This is a genomic window from Aeromonas sp. S8(2024) (assembly GCF_041403085.1).
In the GTDB taxonomy this organism is placed as follows: domain Bacteria; phylum Pseudomonadota; class Gammaproteobacteria; order Enterobacterales; family Aeromonadaceae; genus Aeromonas; species Aeromonas dhakensis.
On record NZ_JBGLRF010000006.1, the window covers coordinates 116,009 to 130,260 of the forward strand.

Genomic DNA, 14,252 nt, shown 5'->3' on the forward strand with positions numbered 1-14,252 from the left:
ACTTCCTCATATTCTTTTGAACCAGACCGACCGGCGGCCAGACACCACTCCAGGGTGGGCGAACTCAGTGCCCCGCCCCATCCAGGTTGCGGTTGACCCAGATGAGCGGCAACAACCCCACCAGCACAATGACGATGGCGCCAAGCGCGCCGCGCTCCAGCATCTCGTCCGACACGAACTGGTAGACGTGGGTCGCCAGGGTATCGAAGTTGAACGGCCGCAGCAGCAGGGCGGCGGGCAGCTCCTTCATGGATTCGATGAACACCAGCATGGCACCGGCAAACAGGCCGCGCCGCACCAGCGGCAGGTGCACCCGCCGCAGCATGGCGCCATCCCCCTGCCCCAGGGAGCGGGCCGCCATGTCGAGGCTGGGGGAGATCTTGCCCATGCTGCTCTCCACCGAGCCGATGGCGATGGCCACGAAGCGCACCAGATAGCCGAACACGATGGCGGTGAGGGTGCCGGTCAGCAGCAACCCAGGCCCCTGGCGCCCCAGCCACTCGGCCAGATCGTTGATGGCAAAGTCGAGGGCGGTGAGCGGCACCAGCACCCCGATGGCGAGCACGGTACCCGGCATGGCGTAACCCATGGCAGCGATGCGCAGCGGCAACAGGCTCTTGGGCCCGCCATCGAGGCGACGGCAGAAGCCGAGCAACAGGGCGATGCCCATGGCCAGCAGAGCGGTCAGCGCCGAGATGACCAGACTGTTGCCGGCGAAGCGGACAAACTCCGGCGTCCACGACAATTCGAAGTAGCGCACGCCGTAATCCAGCAGGATGACGAACGGCAGACCGAAGCCGGCCAGCACCAGTCCCCAGCACCAGAGACCGGCCAGCCAGCGCCGCGCCCCCTTGAGCGGGTAGCGCAGCGGCTGTTCGTGGCCCATGGACTTCTGGAACACCTGCTGCCGACTGCGGGAGCGGCGCTCCAGCGCGATCAGCAACACCACCGCCAGCAGCATCAGACAGGAGAGCTTGGCGGCGGTGGCCAGACTGCCGTAGCCGAGCCAGGTATCGTAGACCGCCGTGGTCAGGGTGTTGATGGCAAAGAAGTGGACGGTGGCAAAGTCCGCCAACGTCTCCATCGCCACCAGGGATACCGCCACCATGATGGCGGGACGTGCCAGCGGCAGGCTGAGGCGGCGAAAGCTCTGCCAGGGACTGCAACCCAGCAGGCGGCTGGAGTGAATGAGGCTGACCGACTGCTCCAGAAAGGAGGCGCGGGTCAGCAGATAGACGTAGGGAAACAGTACCAGCGCCAGCACCCAGGAGGCACCGCCAAGGGAGCGGATGGCCGGAAACCAGTAATCGGCCGGACTGCTCCAGCCAAACAGCTGCCGCAGCCCCGCCTGCAGCGGGCCCGAGTAGTCGAGCAGATCCGTGTAGACGTAAGCCACTATGTAGGAGGGCATGGCCATGGGCAGCATCAGCGCCCACTGCAGGGCACGGCGACCCGGCACCTGACACATGGCCACCAGCCAGGCGGTCGGCACGCCGAACAGCAGGCTGAGCAGCACGACGCCAACCACCAGCCCCAGGGTATTGGTCAGATAGTCGAACAGTACGGTATCGGCGAGGTGGCTAAACAGATCTCCGTCGGCCGAGAAGGCGGAGAAGACCAGGGCAAGCACCGGCAAGGCCAGCAGCAGGGCGCTGGCCCAGCTGCCGGTAATCCATCCAAAATTTTTCATGAGACCACAGAGGTTGATGGGGCCGTTGGCCCCATCTGATTACAAGTCGAATTTCACTTCATCCAGCAGCTGCAAGGCGTCCTTGCGGTGCTTGGCGTAATCGCTGACCGGCATGGGGTCAGACTTGAAACTGCCCCAGGACTTGACCATGGCGGAAGGCTCGACCCCGGCCTTGACCGGATACTCGGCATTCACGTCCGCATACATGTGCTGGGCGGTGTCGCCGGCCAGAAACTCCATCAGCTTCTGGGCCTCGGCCTTGTTCTTGGCATATTTGGTCATGGCCACGCCGCTCACGTTGACGTGGGCACCGCGATCCCCCTGGTTCGGGAAGTTGATATAGACGGCATCGGCCCAGGACTTCTGCGCCGGATCCTTCAGCATGGCGCCCAGGTAGTAGCTGTTGCCGAGCGACAGGTCACAGATACCATCCTTGATCGCTTTGACCTGATCCCGGTCGTTGCCCTGCGGCTTGCGCGCCAGGTTGGCCTTGACCCCTTCCAGCCAGGTTTTTGCATCCGCCATGCCGTGATGAGCGATCATGGAGGAGACCAGCGCTACATTGTACTCATGCTTGCCGCTACGGGTGCAGATTTTTCCTTTGAATTCAGGCTTGGCCAGATCTTCGTAGCTGATAGTGTCCAGCTTGCCGAGGCGCTCCTTGCTGGAATAGATGGCGCGCACGCGGGTGGTCAGGGCGAACCAGCGGTTGTCCGGATCGCGATAGATGGCGGGGATGTTCTCCTGCAGGATCTTGCTGTCCACCGGCTGCACCAGCCCCTTGTCCACCAGATCGGTCAACCGGCTGATGTCGACGGTCAGCATCAGATCCGCCGGGGAGAGCTTGCCTTCCCGCTCCAGACGCTCGTTCAGACCCTCTTTGGCGAACACCACGTTGACCTTGATGCCAGACTCTTTCTCGAACTGCTGGATGATGGGCTTGATCAGCTCATCCTGGCGGTTGGAGTAGACATTCACTTCCCCTGCTGCAAACGCCGACTGAGCCGCCAACGCAGAGAAAGCCAGTGCCAACATCTTCATTTTCATCATCCATTCCTTGAGTTGCTATATCGAGTGAGAACCATTGCTGTTTGCATTTTGCATTGAGCTCGACAGCGGGATCAAGAAATCCTGACGTTGCGGGATCACATATTTAAACGCCGTTCAAACAAAGGGGCCGGATAGAATCCTATCCAGCCCCACCATGGAGTCAATCAGCGACACCCCATCGACCACCAGCCCCGTCAGGGCCGTCAGAGCGCCTCGTCGTCGTTCTCGCCGGTCCGAATGCGCACGGCCTGCAGCAGGTCATAGACGAAGATCTTGCCGTCACCTATCTTGCCGGTGTAGGCGGCCTTGCAGATCGCCTCGATCACCCCTTCGACGTTGTCATCGGCGGTGGCGATCTCCAGCTTGACCTTGGGCAGGAAGTCGACCTGATACTCGGCTCCCCGGTATAATTCGGTGTGCCCCTTCTGGCGGCCAAACCCTTTGACCTCGGACACGGTCAGACCCTCGACCCCCAAGATGGCGACGGCCTCGCGCACGTCATCCAACTTGAAGGGTTTGATAATCGCAGTAATCAGCTTCATCTGGTTGCTCCCAATCCATGGTATGTCATGAATGGGGAATCAATTCTTGTGCCAAGTCTTTTTATTGTTTAATTTCAAAAAGATAGCATTTGCGTCTGGAGCAGGACTCTCCCGACATCACCAAGGGAGCGCAGCTCGCCCCATTATGAGGCACCAAGCTGAACCAGCCAGCGCCGCTGCACCAAACAAGAGCACAGCAGTATGTTAGTCATCTCCAACAGCGTCACCCTGCCCTGGCATGAACTGCAATTCCAGACCATGCGGGCACAGGGCAACGGCGGCCAGCACGTCAACAAGACCGACTCCGCCGTCTGGTTGCGCTTCGATTACCGCAGCTCCCCCAGCCTCACCCCGCTCTACAAGGAGGGGCTCGACAAGCTGAGCGACAGCCGGGTTCACGACGGCTTCATCCTGATCCGGGTCGAGACCCATCGCAGTCAGGACATGAACCGCAAGGAGGCGATGAACCGCCTGGTGGAGCTGCTGAAAAAAGCAGCCTGGCGTCCCAAGGCCCGCCATGCCACCAAGCCGACCCGCAGCTCCCAGCGCAAGCGGGTCGATGCCAAGAAGCGCAAGGGGGAGATCAAATCGACCCGCGGCAAGCCGGTCGTGGACTAGGCCCGACACCCGAGGATGACAACATGCAATACAGTTTTTGCGACAGCGCCCACGGCCCCCTGCTCATCGCCATCGATCGGGACGGGCTGCGCTACGTGGAGTTCGTGCGAGGCGAACAACCGGTGACGCCGACCGACCAGTGGCAGCGGGACGACCTGGCGCTCGCCCCTTTCGTCGAGCAGTTCGCTGCCTACTTCGCCGGTCGCCTGCGCCGCTTCGATCTGCCGCTCGCCGCCCGGGGCACACCTTTTCAGCAATCGGTATGGCGCGCCCTGGGCGACATTCCCTACGGTGAGACCGTCAGCTACCTCGAGATAGCCCAGGCCATCGGCAATCCCAAGGCGGTTCGCGCGGTGGGGGCCGCCAACGGCCGCAACCCGCTCAGCATCATAGTGCCCTGCCACCGGGTGATCGGCCGCAGCGGCGAGCTGACCGGTTATGCCGGCGGCATCCCCATCAAACGCTGGCTGCTGGCACTGGAGCAGCAGAGTGCCGATCATTTTGTGCTGACCCCCTGAGCCGCGGCTGGCATCCCGTTAGCAACCTGGTTGCCGGCGCTGGAACAGCAAACCTCAGACGGCGTCGCGCTGCCTTCCTGAGCCACTGACCAGCCAGCCCGCATTGCGTTTAGCAAAATGAACATAGTATGAAGAATCGCCTCAGAAGGGCTTCAGACAGCCTCAGGCATCATGCCTTCACACTTGGATGGCATGGCTCATCCCTCATTCAAGTGGCACCCATGTGACGCTTCCAATCTGTCTTTTTCCCCCGCGCCTCCCTGAGGCGCTTTTTTTTGCCGGCAGACGGGCGCAAAAAAGCCCGCCGAAGCGGGCTCTGACCGGAAGGTGCTAACTTCTGGGGTCAATCAGAGGGCGAGGAACAGGCCGGCCAGCGAGGCGCTCATCAGGTTCGCCAGCACCCCCGCCAGGATGGCGCGCATGCCGTAGCGGGCGATGAAGGATTTGCGCTCGGGCACCATGGCACCCAGGCCACCGATCAGGATCGCCATGGAGGAGATGTTGGCGAAACCGCACAGGGCGAAGGTGACGATGGCCTTGCTCGATTCGCTCAGGGTCTGGTCCTGCACCAGGGCGATGAAGGCAACGAACTCGTTCACCACTATCTTGGTGCCGATCAGGGCGCCGGCGGCCTGAGCCTGCTCCCAGGGAATGCCGATCAGCCAGGAGACGGGAGCGAACAGCCAGCCCAGGATGATCTGGAAGCTCAGATCCAACCCCACCAGGTCGCCGGCCCAGCCCAGCAGGCCGTTGAGCATGGCGATCACGCCGACGAAGGCCAGCAGGGTGGCCCCCACGGCGACCGCGATGTTGAGACCGGACATGGCACCATCGGCGGCCGCTTCAATCACGTTGGTGGCACGCGGGATCACCACGTCCTGATGATGGTCCTCTTCTTCGGCGGCAGGCGGCACCAGGATCTTGGCCATGGCCAGACCGGCCGGCGCCGACATGAAGGCCGCCGCGATCAGGTATTTCAGCTCGACCCCGATGCTGGCGTAACCCACCAGGGTACCGCCAGCCACGGAGGCGAGGCCGCAGCTCATCACCGCGAAGAACTGGGAATCGGACATCTTGGAGAGATAGGGTTTGACCACCAGCGGCGCCTCCACCATGCCGACGAAGATGTTGGCGGTGGCGGAGAGGCTTTCGGCGCGACCGGTGCCCAGCAGCTTCTGCAGGCCGCCGCCAAGCAGGGCGATCACTTTCGGCATCAGGCCGATGTGGTAGAGGATGGCGATCACCGCGGAGAAGAAGATGATGACCGGCAGCACGTTAAAGGCAAAGATGAAGCCCAGCTTGAACTTGGCCAGATCGCCGAACAGGAAGGCGATCCCCTCCTGACCGTAACCGATCACGCTGCTCACGCTCTCGCTCACCCCGTTCAGCACGTGCTGACCGGCGGGCAGCCAGAGCACCAGGCCGGCGAAGAGGATCTGCAGGCAGAGGGCCAGGCCCACTGTTCGCAACGGGATACGACGACGATTATCAGAGCAGAGCGTGGCCAGGGCCAGGATGCTCAGGATGCCGAGCAGGGCAATCATAGGGACTCCATCAGGTGGGGCGAAAGATGGGCGCGGATTCTGCTCTCCCAGCCTCGCCACTGCAAGTCCAGTTGGTTACAGCCCTGTTAGCAAAAACGTTTTCACGATACCGGTTGCGGCAACTGGCTGATTTGGCTCGATTTTGGTATCAAGCGAAAGCCAGTGTTCTTATATGGAAACGATTATTCCTCTGTACCGGACAATTTGCCGCCGAGCCAGGGGGCCAGCCGCTGTTCCCAGTAGGGATGGGGGCCGAAACCCTCCTTGAGGAAATCGATGAACAGCCGGATCTTGGGATCCAGGTGCTCGCGCCTGGCATAGACGGCGTGTACCGCCATCTTCTGGTTTGGTCGCCACTGAGGCAACAGCGGGATCAGCTGGCCGGACTGCAGCTCCTTGTCCAGCAGGTAGTTGGCTACGTAGGCGATGCCGAGCCCGGCCAAGGCGGCGTCGCGCACCGCCTCCGCCAGATCCACCCGGTAGTTGCCGGCCACCTGCACCGTCTGGCGCTCCTTGCCCTGGCGAAACGACCACTCGTGGTAGCGCCGCTCCCGGCTCTGGTAGGTGATGCAGTTGTGCTGGGCCAGATCCTTGGGATGGAGCGGGGTGCCGTGGCTCAAGAGATAGTCCGGCGAGGCCACCAGCACGAAGCCGATGTCCGCCAGCCGCTGCCCCACCAGGGCCTCGGGTTTGTCCTCGTAGGTGGTGATCCAGAGATCCAGCCCCTCATCCACCAGATTGGTGCGGTGATCGAACAATGAGACTTCCAGCTCCAGCTCGGGGTAGCGATCCTGAAACGCCTTGAGCCGCGGGATCACGTGCAGCCGGCCGAAGGATTGACCGACCCCCAGATGGAGCACGCCGCTCACCTTGCCGCGCCGCTCCGCCACCATGGAGTCCGCCTCCAGCGCCACCGCCACCAGGGCACGGCAGTGGCGGGCATACTCCTGGCCGAGTTCGGTGAGGGAGAAGCGGCGGGTGGTGCGCTGCACCAGTTGGGCACCGAGTTCTGCCTCGAGCTGGGCCAGTTGCTTGCTGATGTGGGATTTGGAGACGCCGAGCCGCCGGGCGGCGGCAGAGATCCCCTGTTCACGGACCAGGGCATCGAAGATCACCATTTGGGGCAGACGTTGCAGCACGGGATTACCAGACTGGAGAGCGGGCCCCCATTATTCCAGAGCGGCCCGCCGCGGGGTAGCGCTAAAGGCCGAGCGCCCGTTTGACCTCTTGTTGCAGGGGATCGTCCGCCGGATTCTGGTTGGCACCGTAGCTGCCGATGAGCTTGCCGTCGCGCCCCACCAGGTATTTGTGGAAGTTCCAGTTGGGGGCATCGCCATCGGCTGCCGCCGCCAGCCCCTTGAACAGGGGTACCGCATCCGAACCCCGCACCGCCACCCGGTTAAACATGGGGAAGGTGACCCCGTAGTCGCGCCGGCACACCTCGGCGGTCTTGTTCTCGTTGCCCGCCTCCTGTCTGAAGTCGTTGGAGGGGAAGCCCAGCACCACCAGCCCCTGCTCCTTGTAGCCCTGATAGAGCCGCTCCAGATCCCGGAACTGGCCGCTGTAGCCACAATAAGAGGCGGTGTTGACCACCAGCACCACCTTGCCCTCGGTCAGCTGGCAGAGGTTGTGGCGCTGGGTGCTATTGAGCTCCCGCATCTCCACGTTGAAGTAGTCGGGGCAGGCGGCGCCGGCCATACCGGATGCCAGCGTCAGCAACAAGACAATCCTTTTCATCGAGTGACTCCTGTCAGGCAGATGAGTGACATACGCGCGAACACGCCGGCCGGTTCACCGGCTCAATAGAGGGGGATGCCGGTGAGCATGCCGTGCCCCCAGAAGATCAGCAGGGCGGTGAGCGCCAGCCCAGCCCCCACGCTGAGCCCGGTGCCGTACCAGTTGGCCACCGGACGGGGATAGCGCTGCCAGTCCCGCACCGAAATCCAGACGATGCTCACCAGTGCCCACAGGCCGATGCCGCCAAACAGCACCAGGGAGCGGGCCTCGCTGTTGACCGCCAGATGGGCACCGGCCCAGAGCAGGGTGCCGAGCAGTTGGGGATGCACCAGCCAGCGCCGCAGGTGGTTGGGGCCCTGACCGGAGCAGAACAGGATCAGGGCGATGGGCATCACCGCCATCATCAGAGTCGGTCCCCAGGCGGGCAGAAAATAGAGCGGCAAGGGGCTGGAGGTGCGCCAGCCGGCAATGATGCAGGCGATGCCGATAAACAGCACCAGCGAGAAGAGTCCCTTGTAGCGATGCTCCCCCAACCGCTCGCGCAGCCGGATCCTGTGGTCGGGCGCGAAGCAGGGGTAGAGGTGAGTCAGGGTAAACAGCAGTACCCCCAGGGTCAGCAAGATCATGGGTCGCTCCTTGTACTATGGGGGATCACTATGCCGCAAAGTCGGCGGCCAGAATACAGAAACCGCAGAAAAGCACTGGGGATACAGCAGGATAATGAAAAAAGCCGATCATCTGATCGGCAAGGTGTTTCGGGCTGACCCGCAGTTGAGCGGGTCGTCACCGCGACACGGGGCGGGGTTGGCCGGCGCCAGGCACCGGCCAGAAGAGGGTCAGGGCCGCAGCAGGTAGAGCGCTGCCACGTTGCGGGCCGTGAGCTGCAGGTTGGTGGTGGCGGTGGCCAGCGCCTCCGGCAGGGACATGGCGCGGTTGACCACGGCAAACACCGCATCCAGCCCGTGCTCGTGCACCACGCCGCAGTCGTCGGTCAGACAACCCGCGATACCGATCACCGGCTTGCCGAACCGCTTGGCACAGCGTGCGACACCGATTGGCGTCTTGCCGTGAATGGTCTGGCTGTCGATGCGCCCCTCGCCGGTGATGACCAGATCCGCGTCGGCCACCGCCTCGGCCAGTTTCAACGCCTCGATGACGATCTGGATGCCGGGTTTGAGCTCGGCGCCGAGCAGGCCCACCAGGGCCGCCCCCATGCCACCGGCGGCACCCGCCCCCGGGATCTCCTTCACCTGCTTGCCGAGGGCCTGCTCGATGCAGTCGGCATAGTGGGCCAGGTTGGCATCCAACTGCGCCACCATCGCGGGGGTCGCCCCCTTCTGCGGACCGAACACGGCGGAGGCCCCTTTCGGCCCGCACAGCGGGTTGTCCACATCGCAGGCCACTTCGATGGTGATCTTGGCGAGGCGCGAGTCCAGCCCGCTCAGATCGATGGTGGCCAGCTCGGCCAGACCGGCGCCGCCCGGCGCGATGGGGCTGCCGTCGCGTTTGAGCAGCTTGCCGCCAAGCGCCTGGATCATGCCGGCACCGCCGTCATTGGTGGCGCTGCCGCCGATGCCGAGGATCAGGTGCTTCACTCCCATGTCGAGAGCAGCCAGGATCAGCTCGCCGGTGCCACTGCTCGAGGTGTGCAGCGGATTGCGCAGCTCAGGCGCCACCAGATGCAGGCCGGAGGCCGCCGCCATCTCGATGACGGCGCGCTCGCCATCCCCCAGCAGACCGACGAAGCCCTCTACCTTGTTGCCAAGGGGAGCGGTCACATGGAAGGGCAGAATGCGGCCCCCGGTGGCATCCACCAGGGACTGCACAGTCCCCTCGCCGCCATCTGCCATCGGCAATTTGACGTAGGTGGCATCCGGCAACACCTGCTTGAAACCGGCCTCGATGGCATCGGCCACCGCCATGGCACTGAGGCTCTCCTTGAATGAATCGGGGGCGATAACAATTTTCATATCAATTCCTTAGGCGAGGCCAAACACGCCAAACATCAGGGTGGAGACAACGGCGATGGTCAGACCGACCGCGGTTTCGTAGGGGATGAGCTTGAGCCGCTCACCCACGCCCATGTGGACGCTGCCGCCGGTGGCATGGAAGAAGGAGCCATGGGGCATGTGGTCGAATACGGTGGCACCGGCGTGGATCATGGCGGCCCCCGCCAGGCTGCTGATGCCAAGCTCGAGCAGGGTAGAGCTGAACACATTGGAAGCTACCACTGTACCGGCGGTGGTCGAGGCGGTCGCCAGCGACATCAAAGCACCCGAGATGGGGGCCAGCAGGTAGGAGGGCAGGCCGGAGGCGGTCAGGCCGCTGATCAGCACATCCTTGAGACCGGAGTTGGCGATGATGCCCGCCAGAGTACCGGTACCCAGCAGCATGATGGCCACCGGCGCCATGCGGGCCAGACCCGAGACGGCAAACTGGTTCACCTTGCCGAACTTGCCCATCATCAGGGCACCGACCAGGCCACCGAGAGGCAGTGCGATGAGCGGATCCACCACTATGCCGGCGATGGGACGCAGGGCCAGCAGCAGGATGGCCACCAGCGGCGCACTGATGGCGGCGGCAAAGCCCGGCAGCTTGCTGCCATCGAAGCTCACCACCTCGTCGGCGGCGACTTTGCTGCCCTTGTTGTTGAGGCGCTTGGCGAGCCAGTAGGCCATCACCAGCCCGAACAGGCCCGGGATGATGCCGGCCGCCATCACCGAGGTGAGGGGCAGATGGAAGGCGTCCGCCGCCGCGATGGCGTTGGGGTTGGGCGACATGACGTTGCCCGCCTTGCCGCCGCCGATCATCGCCAGCAGGATGGCCGCCTTGGAGAGATCGGCACGGCGGGCGATGGCCAGCGCAATGGGGGCGACCGTGATGACGGCCACGTCCACGAACACGCCGACCGCGGTCAGGATCAGGGTGGCCAGCGCCAGCGCCAGCAGGGCGCGTGTCTCGCCCAGCTTCTTGACGATGGTCTCGGCGATGGTGGTGGCGGCGCCCGATTCGATCAGCACGCCGGCCAGTACGCCCGCCGCCAGGATCCGCATCACCGCCGTGGTGATCCCCTGGGCACCGCCGATCATCAGGGCGACGGTCTGGGTCAGATCGGCACCGCCGATCAGGCCGCCGGCCAGGGCGCCGACGATCATGCCGTAAGCGGGTGGCACCTTCTTCAGGATCAGGAAGATGGCGATGGAGAGCGCCGCGAGGGCGCCAAGGGCTGTAACCGGGGTCATGACGGGCACCTTTCTAGTGAGTGAATGGTGGCCATTATGGTGATCCGGGATCGGAATGCTTTGGTCAAAAAACCAAATATCAGCTTTTAAAAACGCAACTTTCTGTATATATGAACAAATCAGCTGTCGAGATTGAGCCCGAGATAGAGCAGGAACTTGTCATCTAACTTGTTGAAATTCAACCCGGTTATCTGCTCGATCCGGGTCAGCCGATAACGCAGGGTATTGGGGTGGATGAACAGGGCTTCGGCACAGGGATGCAGATCACAATCCTGCAAGAAATATTGGCGCAGCGTCTTCTGCAGTGTTCCCTTTGTATCCTCCTGCGCCAGCTTGTGCAGCGGGGCCCGCAGCTGATCCGCCTGCCAGGAGTCCGCCAGACTGCCGAGCAGCACCGGCAGCCGGTAATCCTCGAAGAAATAGACCTGCTTGCGCGGCGCCTGCCGCATACCGCGGCGCAAGGTGTCCCGCGCCGTCTGGTAGGATCGCGCCAGCCCGTCGGTGCCGGCGAAGTAATCACCCACCCCGATGCGCACCCGAAAGTGGGGGATGCGGGCCAGCAACTGCTTGATGCGACTGCGCTCCTGCTCTGACTGCCAGATGCCGTCACTGAGCTGGGCGGGCTTGAGCACCACTATCTCGTCCAGGCCGTTGATGGCCACCAGATTGTCCCGCTCCGGGTTTTCCAGCAGGTGTACCAGCTCCCGCAGCCGGGCCGGGTCGGCCTCCTCCAGCGCCAGCACTGCCACCACCCGCGGCTGGGCCAGATCCAGCCCGAGGAAGCGGGCCGCCTGCTGCAGCTGATCTTCGCGCCCTTCACCACGGATGAGCTGCAGCACCAGCTCCTCCTTGTGGCGCTTGTCCCACTGCAGTTGTTCGGTGAGCGCCGCCTGCTCCAGGATCAGCTCGGCAGTCATCCGCACCAGCTCGGCGTAAGCGCGAACTTCGTCCGGATCGCCCGAGATGCCGATGACCCCGAGCAGCTCCCCCTGATAGGCGATGGGCAGGTTGATGCCGGGGCGCACCCCCTTGAGCTCGCGGGCGGTGGCGTCGCTGATCTCCACCACCCGGTTCTCGGTCAGCGCCAGCACGGCCCCCTCATGACGCTGATGGAGCCGCTCCGGGTTGCCGGACGCGATGATAAGGCCGTGCTCGTCCATCACGTTGACCGAGAAAGAGAGGATCTTCATGGCCCGGCTGACAATCTGCCGTGCGAGGGTGTCATTGAGCTGCATATGCGCCACCAGTTACCGAGACAAGAGCACGAGGAGCTACGACGGGCCTCAGTCGTTCATCCATCACGTTGAGCGAAGAAGAGAGGATCTGTATCGCCCGACTGACTATCTGGCGTGCGAGGGTATCGTTTAGCTGCATCACATCTCCAAAGCGGGGGCCGGACCGGCCACAAAGCGCCTGCACCGGGGCAAAGATGCCACATCTTCAAGACAAGCGAGGGGGGGCTCGCTAGAATAGGCCACTTTACGCTATATGCGCCCCGCCATGGAGCAGGATTTTCCCCTGCCCATGACGACTCACCCTTCCGCTATGGACTGAACTATGGATTATGAATTTCGCCGCGATCCGTTTGGCGGTTATCGCGCCCGGTTCTCCATGGGCCACGAGGCCATCGGTCAGTGGCTGATCGACGAAGTGGGCAAGGACGAGGAGAAACTCGACGAGCTGTTCGCCATCATCGATCAGCTCTCCAGCCGGGCCCGCACCGAATACCGGCTGCTTGGCGGCGACTACTCCCTGCTGCTGACCCACGAGGAGGCCGAGGTGAAGGCCAACGTCCTCAATATTGAGCAGGATGAGGATCTCGATGATCTCGCCTACTACGATGATGAACAGCTGGCCATGTGCGGGCTGGAAGATTTTGCCCAGGTGCTCGTCTCCTGGCGCGCCTTTATCCGTAACGAGGATATGGGCTGATTGACCCCATCGGAACAACCACGTCGGGCTCACGGCCCCTCGCCCAACCAACAGGATTGACTATGTCTATTTACGATTTTGATGACGAACTGCCGGAAGACGAGCTGGAAGAGCAGCCGAAGAAACCCGCCCAGCCCAAGAAGAAGGGCAAGCAGGTGCTGAACACCCAGGTCAACCTGAGCCCGCGCGATGCCAGCCGCCTGAACGGCCTGCACGTAGAGGCCATCACCACCCTGGACGACGTCAGCCTGCCGAAGAACGTGATCTTCAAGGCCGGCCTGATCGCCCTGGGCGAGCTGGACGCCAACCTGCGGGCCGACATCATCGCCCGGGTGATCGCCGAATCCGGCCGCTGATAGCGTCGCATCCTTGCCAAAACCGGAGCCCAGCTCCGGTTTTTTTATGGCCGCTCGCCTGCTCTCTCCTGCCGCGCGGGGATCCGACCAGCTTATTGAGCCTTGTCTCATGGGATGTCCCATTGTTAAGGTGCGGCACTTTCATCGGCCCTGGAGACTCAATGTTACCTCTACCTGATTCACTCATCTGGGGAGCACTGGCGCTGGCCGTCTTGCTCTGTCTGGCCCGGCAGCGTCTGCCCGGCTTCATCATGCTGGCGGTCGCCCTGCTGGCGGCTCTCGGCCTCGGCCACCTGAGCCCTGTCGCCCTGCTGGCCAGCGCGGCGGGTCTGTTGCTGGCCTGGCGTACCCCCTCCCTGCCCCAGCCCTGGCGCGCCGTCGCCCTGGGCGCCGTACTGCTGTGGGCGGTGGCGCTGATGCTGCACCTCATCCCCGGCTTCACCAACCTGAAGGTGCTGGATCAGGTGCAGGCCGGCCCCGCCAGCGTGCCCTTCAACATGTACCTCAACCTCGACAAGCCGCTGGTCTTCTTCGGCCTGCTGCTGGCCTGGCCCGCCTTGCTGGGCCCGGGCGGCGCCATTCAGTGGCGCAGGCTGGCGCTGCTGCTGGTGCCGCTGGCGGCCCTGCTGATCGCCGCCTGGCAGCTGGGAGCCCTCAAGCCCGAGGTAGGACTGCCCGGCTGGTGGTGGCTGTTTGCCATCAACAACCTGCTGTTCACCTGCGTGGCGGAAGAGGCGCTGTTTCGCGGCTTCCTGCAGCAGGGGATAGCCGCACGCAGCCGGCGCTGGCTTGGGGTGCTGGTAGCCAGCCTGCTGTTCGGCGCCGCCCACCTGGCCGGCGGCCCGCTGCTGGTGCTGTTCGCCGCGCTGGCGGGGGCCTGTTATGGTCTGGCCTTCCTGCTGAGCGGGCGCCTCAGCGTCGCCATCGCGATCCACTTCCTGTTCAACTTCGCCCACCTGGCCCTCTTCACCTACCCGCTGGCCAGCCGCTGATCCCCTCGGGGGCGTGCCAACCGGCACGCCC

General features: G+C 63.5%; 15 protein-coding genes. 5 read left to right on the forward strand and 10 right to left on the reverse strand.

Annotation, left to right across the window (positions count from 1 at the left end; translation table 11 throughout):
- Positions 1 to 64: 64 nt before the first annotated feature.
- The 3 genes from ACB031_RS16550 to glnK all read right to left on the reverse strand — a co-directional run bounded on the left by ACB031_RS16550 (position 65) and on the right by glnK (position 3,282).
- Positions 65 to 1,690 (reverse strand): ABC transporter permease, encoded by a 1,626-nt coding sequence (locus tag ACB031_RS16550; protein WP_371139915.1) that lies wholly within the window; start codon positions 1,688 to 1,690, stop codon positions 65 to 67.
- 39 nt (positions 1,691 to 1,729) lie between these two features.
- Positions 1,730 to 2,737, reverse strand: a complete 1,008-nt coding sequence (locus ACB031_RS16555) for a Fe(3+) ABC transporter substrate-binding protein (RefSeq protein ID WP_124249378.1) — start codon at positions 2,735 to 2,737, stop codon at positions 1,730 to 1,732.
- 206 nt (positions 2,738 to 2,943) lie between these two features.
- Positions 2,944 to 3,282, reverse strand: coding sequence for a P-II family nitrogen regulator (glnK, locus tag ACB031_RS16560; RefSeq protein WP_005308655.1), 339 nt, complete (start codon positions 3,280 to 3,282; stop codon positions 2,944 to 2,946).
- Positions 3,283 to 3,483: 201 nt separating this feature from the next.
- Between glnK and arfB the strand changes: the two genes are divergently transcribed.
- Together arfB and ACB031_RS16570 are read left to right on the forward strand one after the other, a co-directional pair.
- Complete coding sequence (arfB, locus tag ACB031_RS16565; protein ID WP_005308653.1) at positions 3,484 to 3,900, forward strand: alternative ribosome rescue aminoacyl-tRNA hydrolase ArfB; 417 nt, start codon at positions 3,484 to 3,486, stop codon at positions 3,898 to 3,900.
- 23 nt (positions 3,901 to 3,923) lie between these two features.
- Positions 3,924 to 4,418 (forward strand): methylated-DNA--[protein]-cysteine S-methyltransferase, encoded by a 495-nt coding sequence (locus tag ACB031_RS16570; protein ID WP_025202238.1) that lies wholly within the window; start codon positions 3,924 to 3,926, stop codon positions 4,416 to 4,418.
- A gap of 347 nt (positions 4,419 to 4,765) precedes the next feature.
- Here ACB031_RS16570 and ACB031_RS16575 read toward each other — a convergent pair whose 3' ends face one another.
- The 7 genes from ACB031_RS16575 to ACB031_RS16605 form a co-directional block, all read right to left on the reverse strand.
- Complete coding sequence (locus ACB031_RS16575) at positions 4,766 to 5,962, reverse strand: NupC/NupG family nucleoside CNT transporter (protein WP_017787492.1); 1,197 nt, start codon at positions 5,960 to 5,962, stop codon at positions 4,766 to 4,768.
- Positions 5,963 to 6,144: 182 nt separating this feature from the next.
- Positions 6,145 to 7,080: a LysR family transcriptional regulator gene (locus ACB031_RS16580; RefSeq protein WP_026141420.1), complete on the reverse strand. Its 936-nt coding sequence runs from the start codon at positions 7,078 to 7,080 to the stop codon at positions 6,145 to 6,147.
- Between the two features lie 82 nt (positions 7,081 to 7,162).
- Positions 7,163 to 7,699: a glutathione peroxidase gene (locus ACB031_RS16585; protein ID WP_017782231.1), complete on the reverse strand. Its 537-nt coding sequence runs from the start codon at positions 7,697 to 7,699 to the stop codon at positions 7,163 to 7,165.
- 62 nt (positions 7,700 to 7,761) lie between these two features.
- Complete coding sequence (locus tag ACB031_RS16590) at positions 7,762 to 8,325, reverse strand: NnrU family protein (protein WP_005308646.1); 564 nt, start codon at positions 8,323 to 8,325, stop codon at positions 7,762 to 7,764.
- 210 nt (positions 8,326 to 8,535) lie between these two features.
- A complete protein-coding gene (locus tag ACB031_RS16595) occupies positions 8,536 to 9,669 on the reverse strand; it encodes a glycerate kinase (RefSeq protein WP_211027997.1) in 1,134 nt (377 codons plus the stop codon).
- 9 nt (positions 9,670 to 9,678) lie between these two features.
- Positions 9,679 to 10,941, reverse strand: coding sequence for a GntP family permease (locus ACB031_RS16600; protein WP_005308643.1), 1,263 nt, complete (start codon positions 10,939 to 10,941; stop codon positions 9,679 to 9,681).
- Positions 10,942 to 11,060: 119 nt separating this feature from the next.
- Positions 11,061 to 12,176 carry a sugar diacid recognition domain-containing protein gene (locus ACB031_RS16605; protein ID WP_024942037.1) on the reverse strand — a complete coding sequence of 372 codons (1,116 nt, stop codon included), beginning with the start codon at positions 12,174 to 12,176 and terminating at the stop codon, positions 11,061 to 11,063.
- Positions 12,177 to 12,498: 322 nt separating this feature from the next.
- On the opposite strand from ACB031_RS16605, the gene ACB031_RS16610 reads away from it, so the two are divergent.
- The 3 genes from ACB031_RS16610 (at position 12,499) to ACB031_RS16620 (ending at position 14,221) form a co-directional block, all read left to right on the forward strand.
- Positions 12,499 to 12,873 (forward strand): YacL family protein, encoded by a 375-nt coding sequence (locus ACB031_RS16610; protein WP_005308639.1) that lies wholly within the window; start codon positions 12,499 to 12,501, stop codon positions 12,871 to 12,873.
- A 62-nt stretch (positions 12,874 to 12,935) separates the two neighbouring features.
- Positions 12,936 to 13,229 (forward strand): hypothetical protein, encoded by a 294-nt coding sequence (locus ACB031_RS16615; RefSeq protein WP_005308637.1) that lies wholly within the window; start codon positions 12,936 to 12,938, stop codon positions 13,227 to 13,229.
- A gap of 161 nt (positions 13,230 to 13,390) precedes the next feature.
- Entirely contained in the window at positions 13,391 to 14,221 is an 831-nt protein-coding gene (locus ACB031_RS16620; protein ID WP_139396735.1) for a CPBP family intramembrane glutamic endopeptidase, read from the forward strand.
- Positions 14,222 to 14,252 lie beyond the last annotated feature (31 nt).

What these genes read in the sequence shown, in the direction of transcription:
- glnK (WP_005308655.1), bottom strand. Translation starts at nt 3,282, where the DNA reads ATGAAGCTGATTACTGCGATTATCAAACCCTTCAAGTTGGATGACGTG.
- ACB031_RS16590 (WP_005308646.1), bottom strand. Translation starts at nt 8,325, where the DNA reads ATGATCTTGCTGACCCTGGGGGTACTGCTGTTTACCCTGACTCACCTC.
- ACB031_RS16575 (WP_017787492.1), bottom strand. Translation starts at nt 5,962, where the DNA reads ATGATTGCCCTGCTCGGCATCCTGAGCATCCTGGCCCTGGCCACGCTC.
- ACB031_RS16605 (WP_024942037.1), bottom strand. Translation starts at nt 12,176, where the DNA reads ATGCAGCTCAATGACACCCTCGCACGGCAGATTGTCAGCCGGGCCATG.
- arfB (WP_005308653.1), top strand. Translation starts at nt 3,484, where the DNA reads ATGTTAGTCATCTCCAACAGCGTCACCCTGCCCTGGCATGAACTGCAA.
- ACB031_RS16615 (WP_005308637.1), top strand. Translation starts at nt 12,936, where the DNA reads ATGTCTATTTACGATTTTGATGACGAACTGCCGGAAGACGAGCTGGAA.
- ACB031_RS16600 (WP_005308643.1), bottom strand. Translation starts at nt 10,941, where the DNA reads ATGACCCCGGTTACAGCCCTTGGCGCCCTCGCGGCGCTCTCCATCGCC.
- ACB031_RS16610 (WP_005308639.1), top strand. Translation starts at nt 12,499, where the DNA reads ATGGATTATGAATTTCGCCGCGATCCGTTTGGCGGTTATCGCGCCCGG.
- ACB031_RS16620 (WP_139396735.1), top strand. Translation starts at nt 13,391, where the DNA reads ATGTTACCTCTACCTGATTCACTCATCTGGGGAGCACTGGCGCTGGCC.
- ACB031_RS16595 (WP_211027997.1), bottom strand. Translation starts at nt 9,669, where the DNA reads ATGAAAATTGTTATCGCCCCCGATTCATTCAAGGAGAGCCTCAGTGCC.
- ACB031_RS16555 (WP_124249378.1), bottom strand. Translation starts at nt 2,737, where the DNA reads ATGAAAATGAAGATGTTGGCACTGGCTTTCTCTGCGTTGGCGGCTCAG.
- ACB031_RS16580 (WP_026141420.1), bottom strand. Translation starts at nt 7,080, where the DNA reads ATGGTGATCTTCGATGCCCTGGTCCGTGAACAGGGGATCTCTGCCGCC.
- ACB031_RS16550 (WP_371139915.1), bottom strand. Translation starts at nt 1,690, where the DNA reads ATGAAAAATTTTGGATGGATTACCGGCAGCTGGGCCAGCGCCCTGCTG.
- ACB031_RS16570 (WP_025202238.1), top strand. Translation starts at nt 3,924, where the DNA reads ATGCAATACAGTTTTTGCGACAGCGCCCACGGCCCCCTGCTCATCGCC.
- ACB031_RS16585 (WP_017782231.1), bottom strand. Translation starts at nt 7,699, where the DNA reads ATGAAAAGGATTGTCTTGTTGCTGACGCTGGCATCCGGTATGGCCGGC.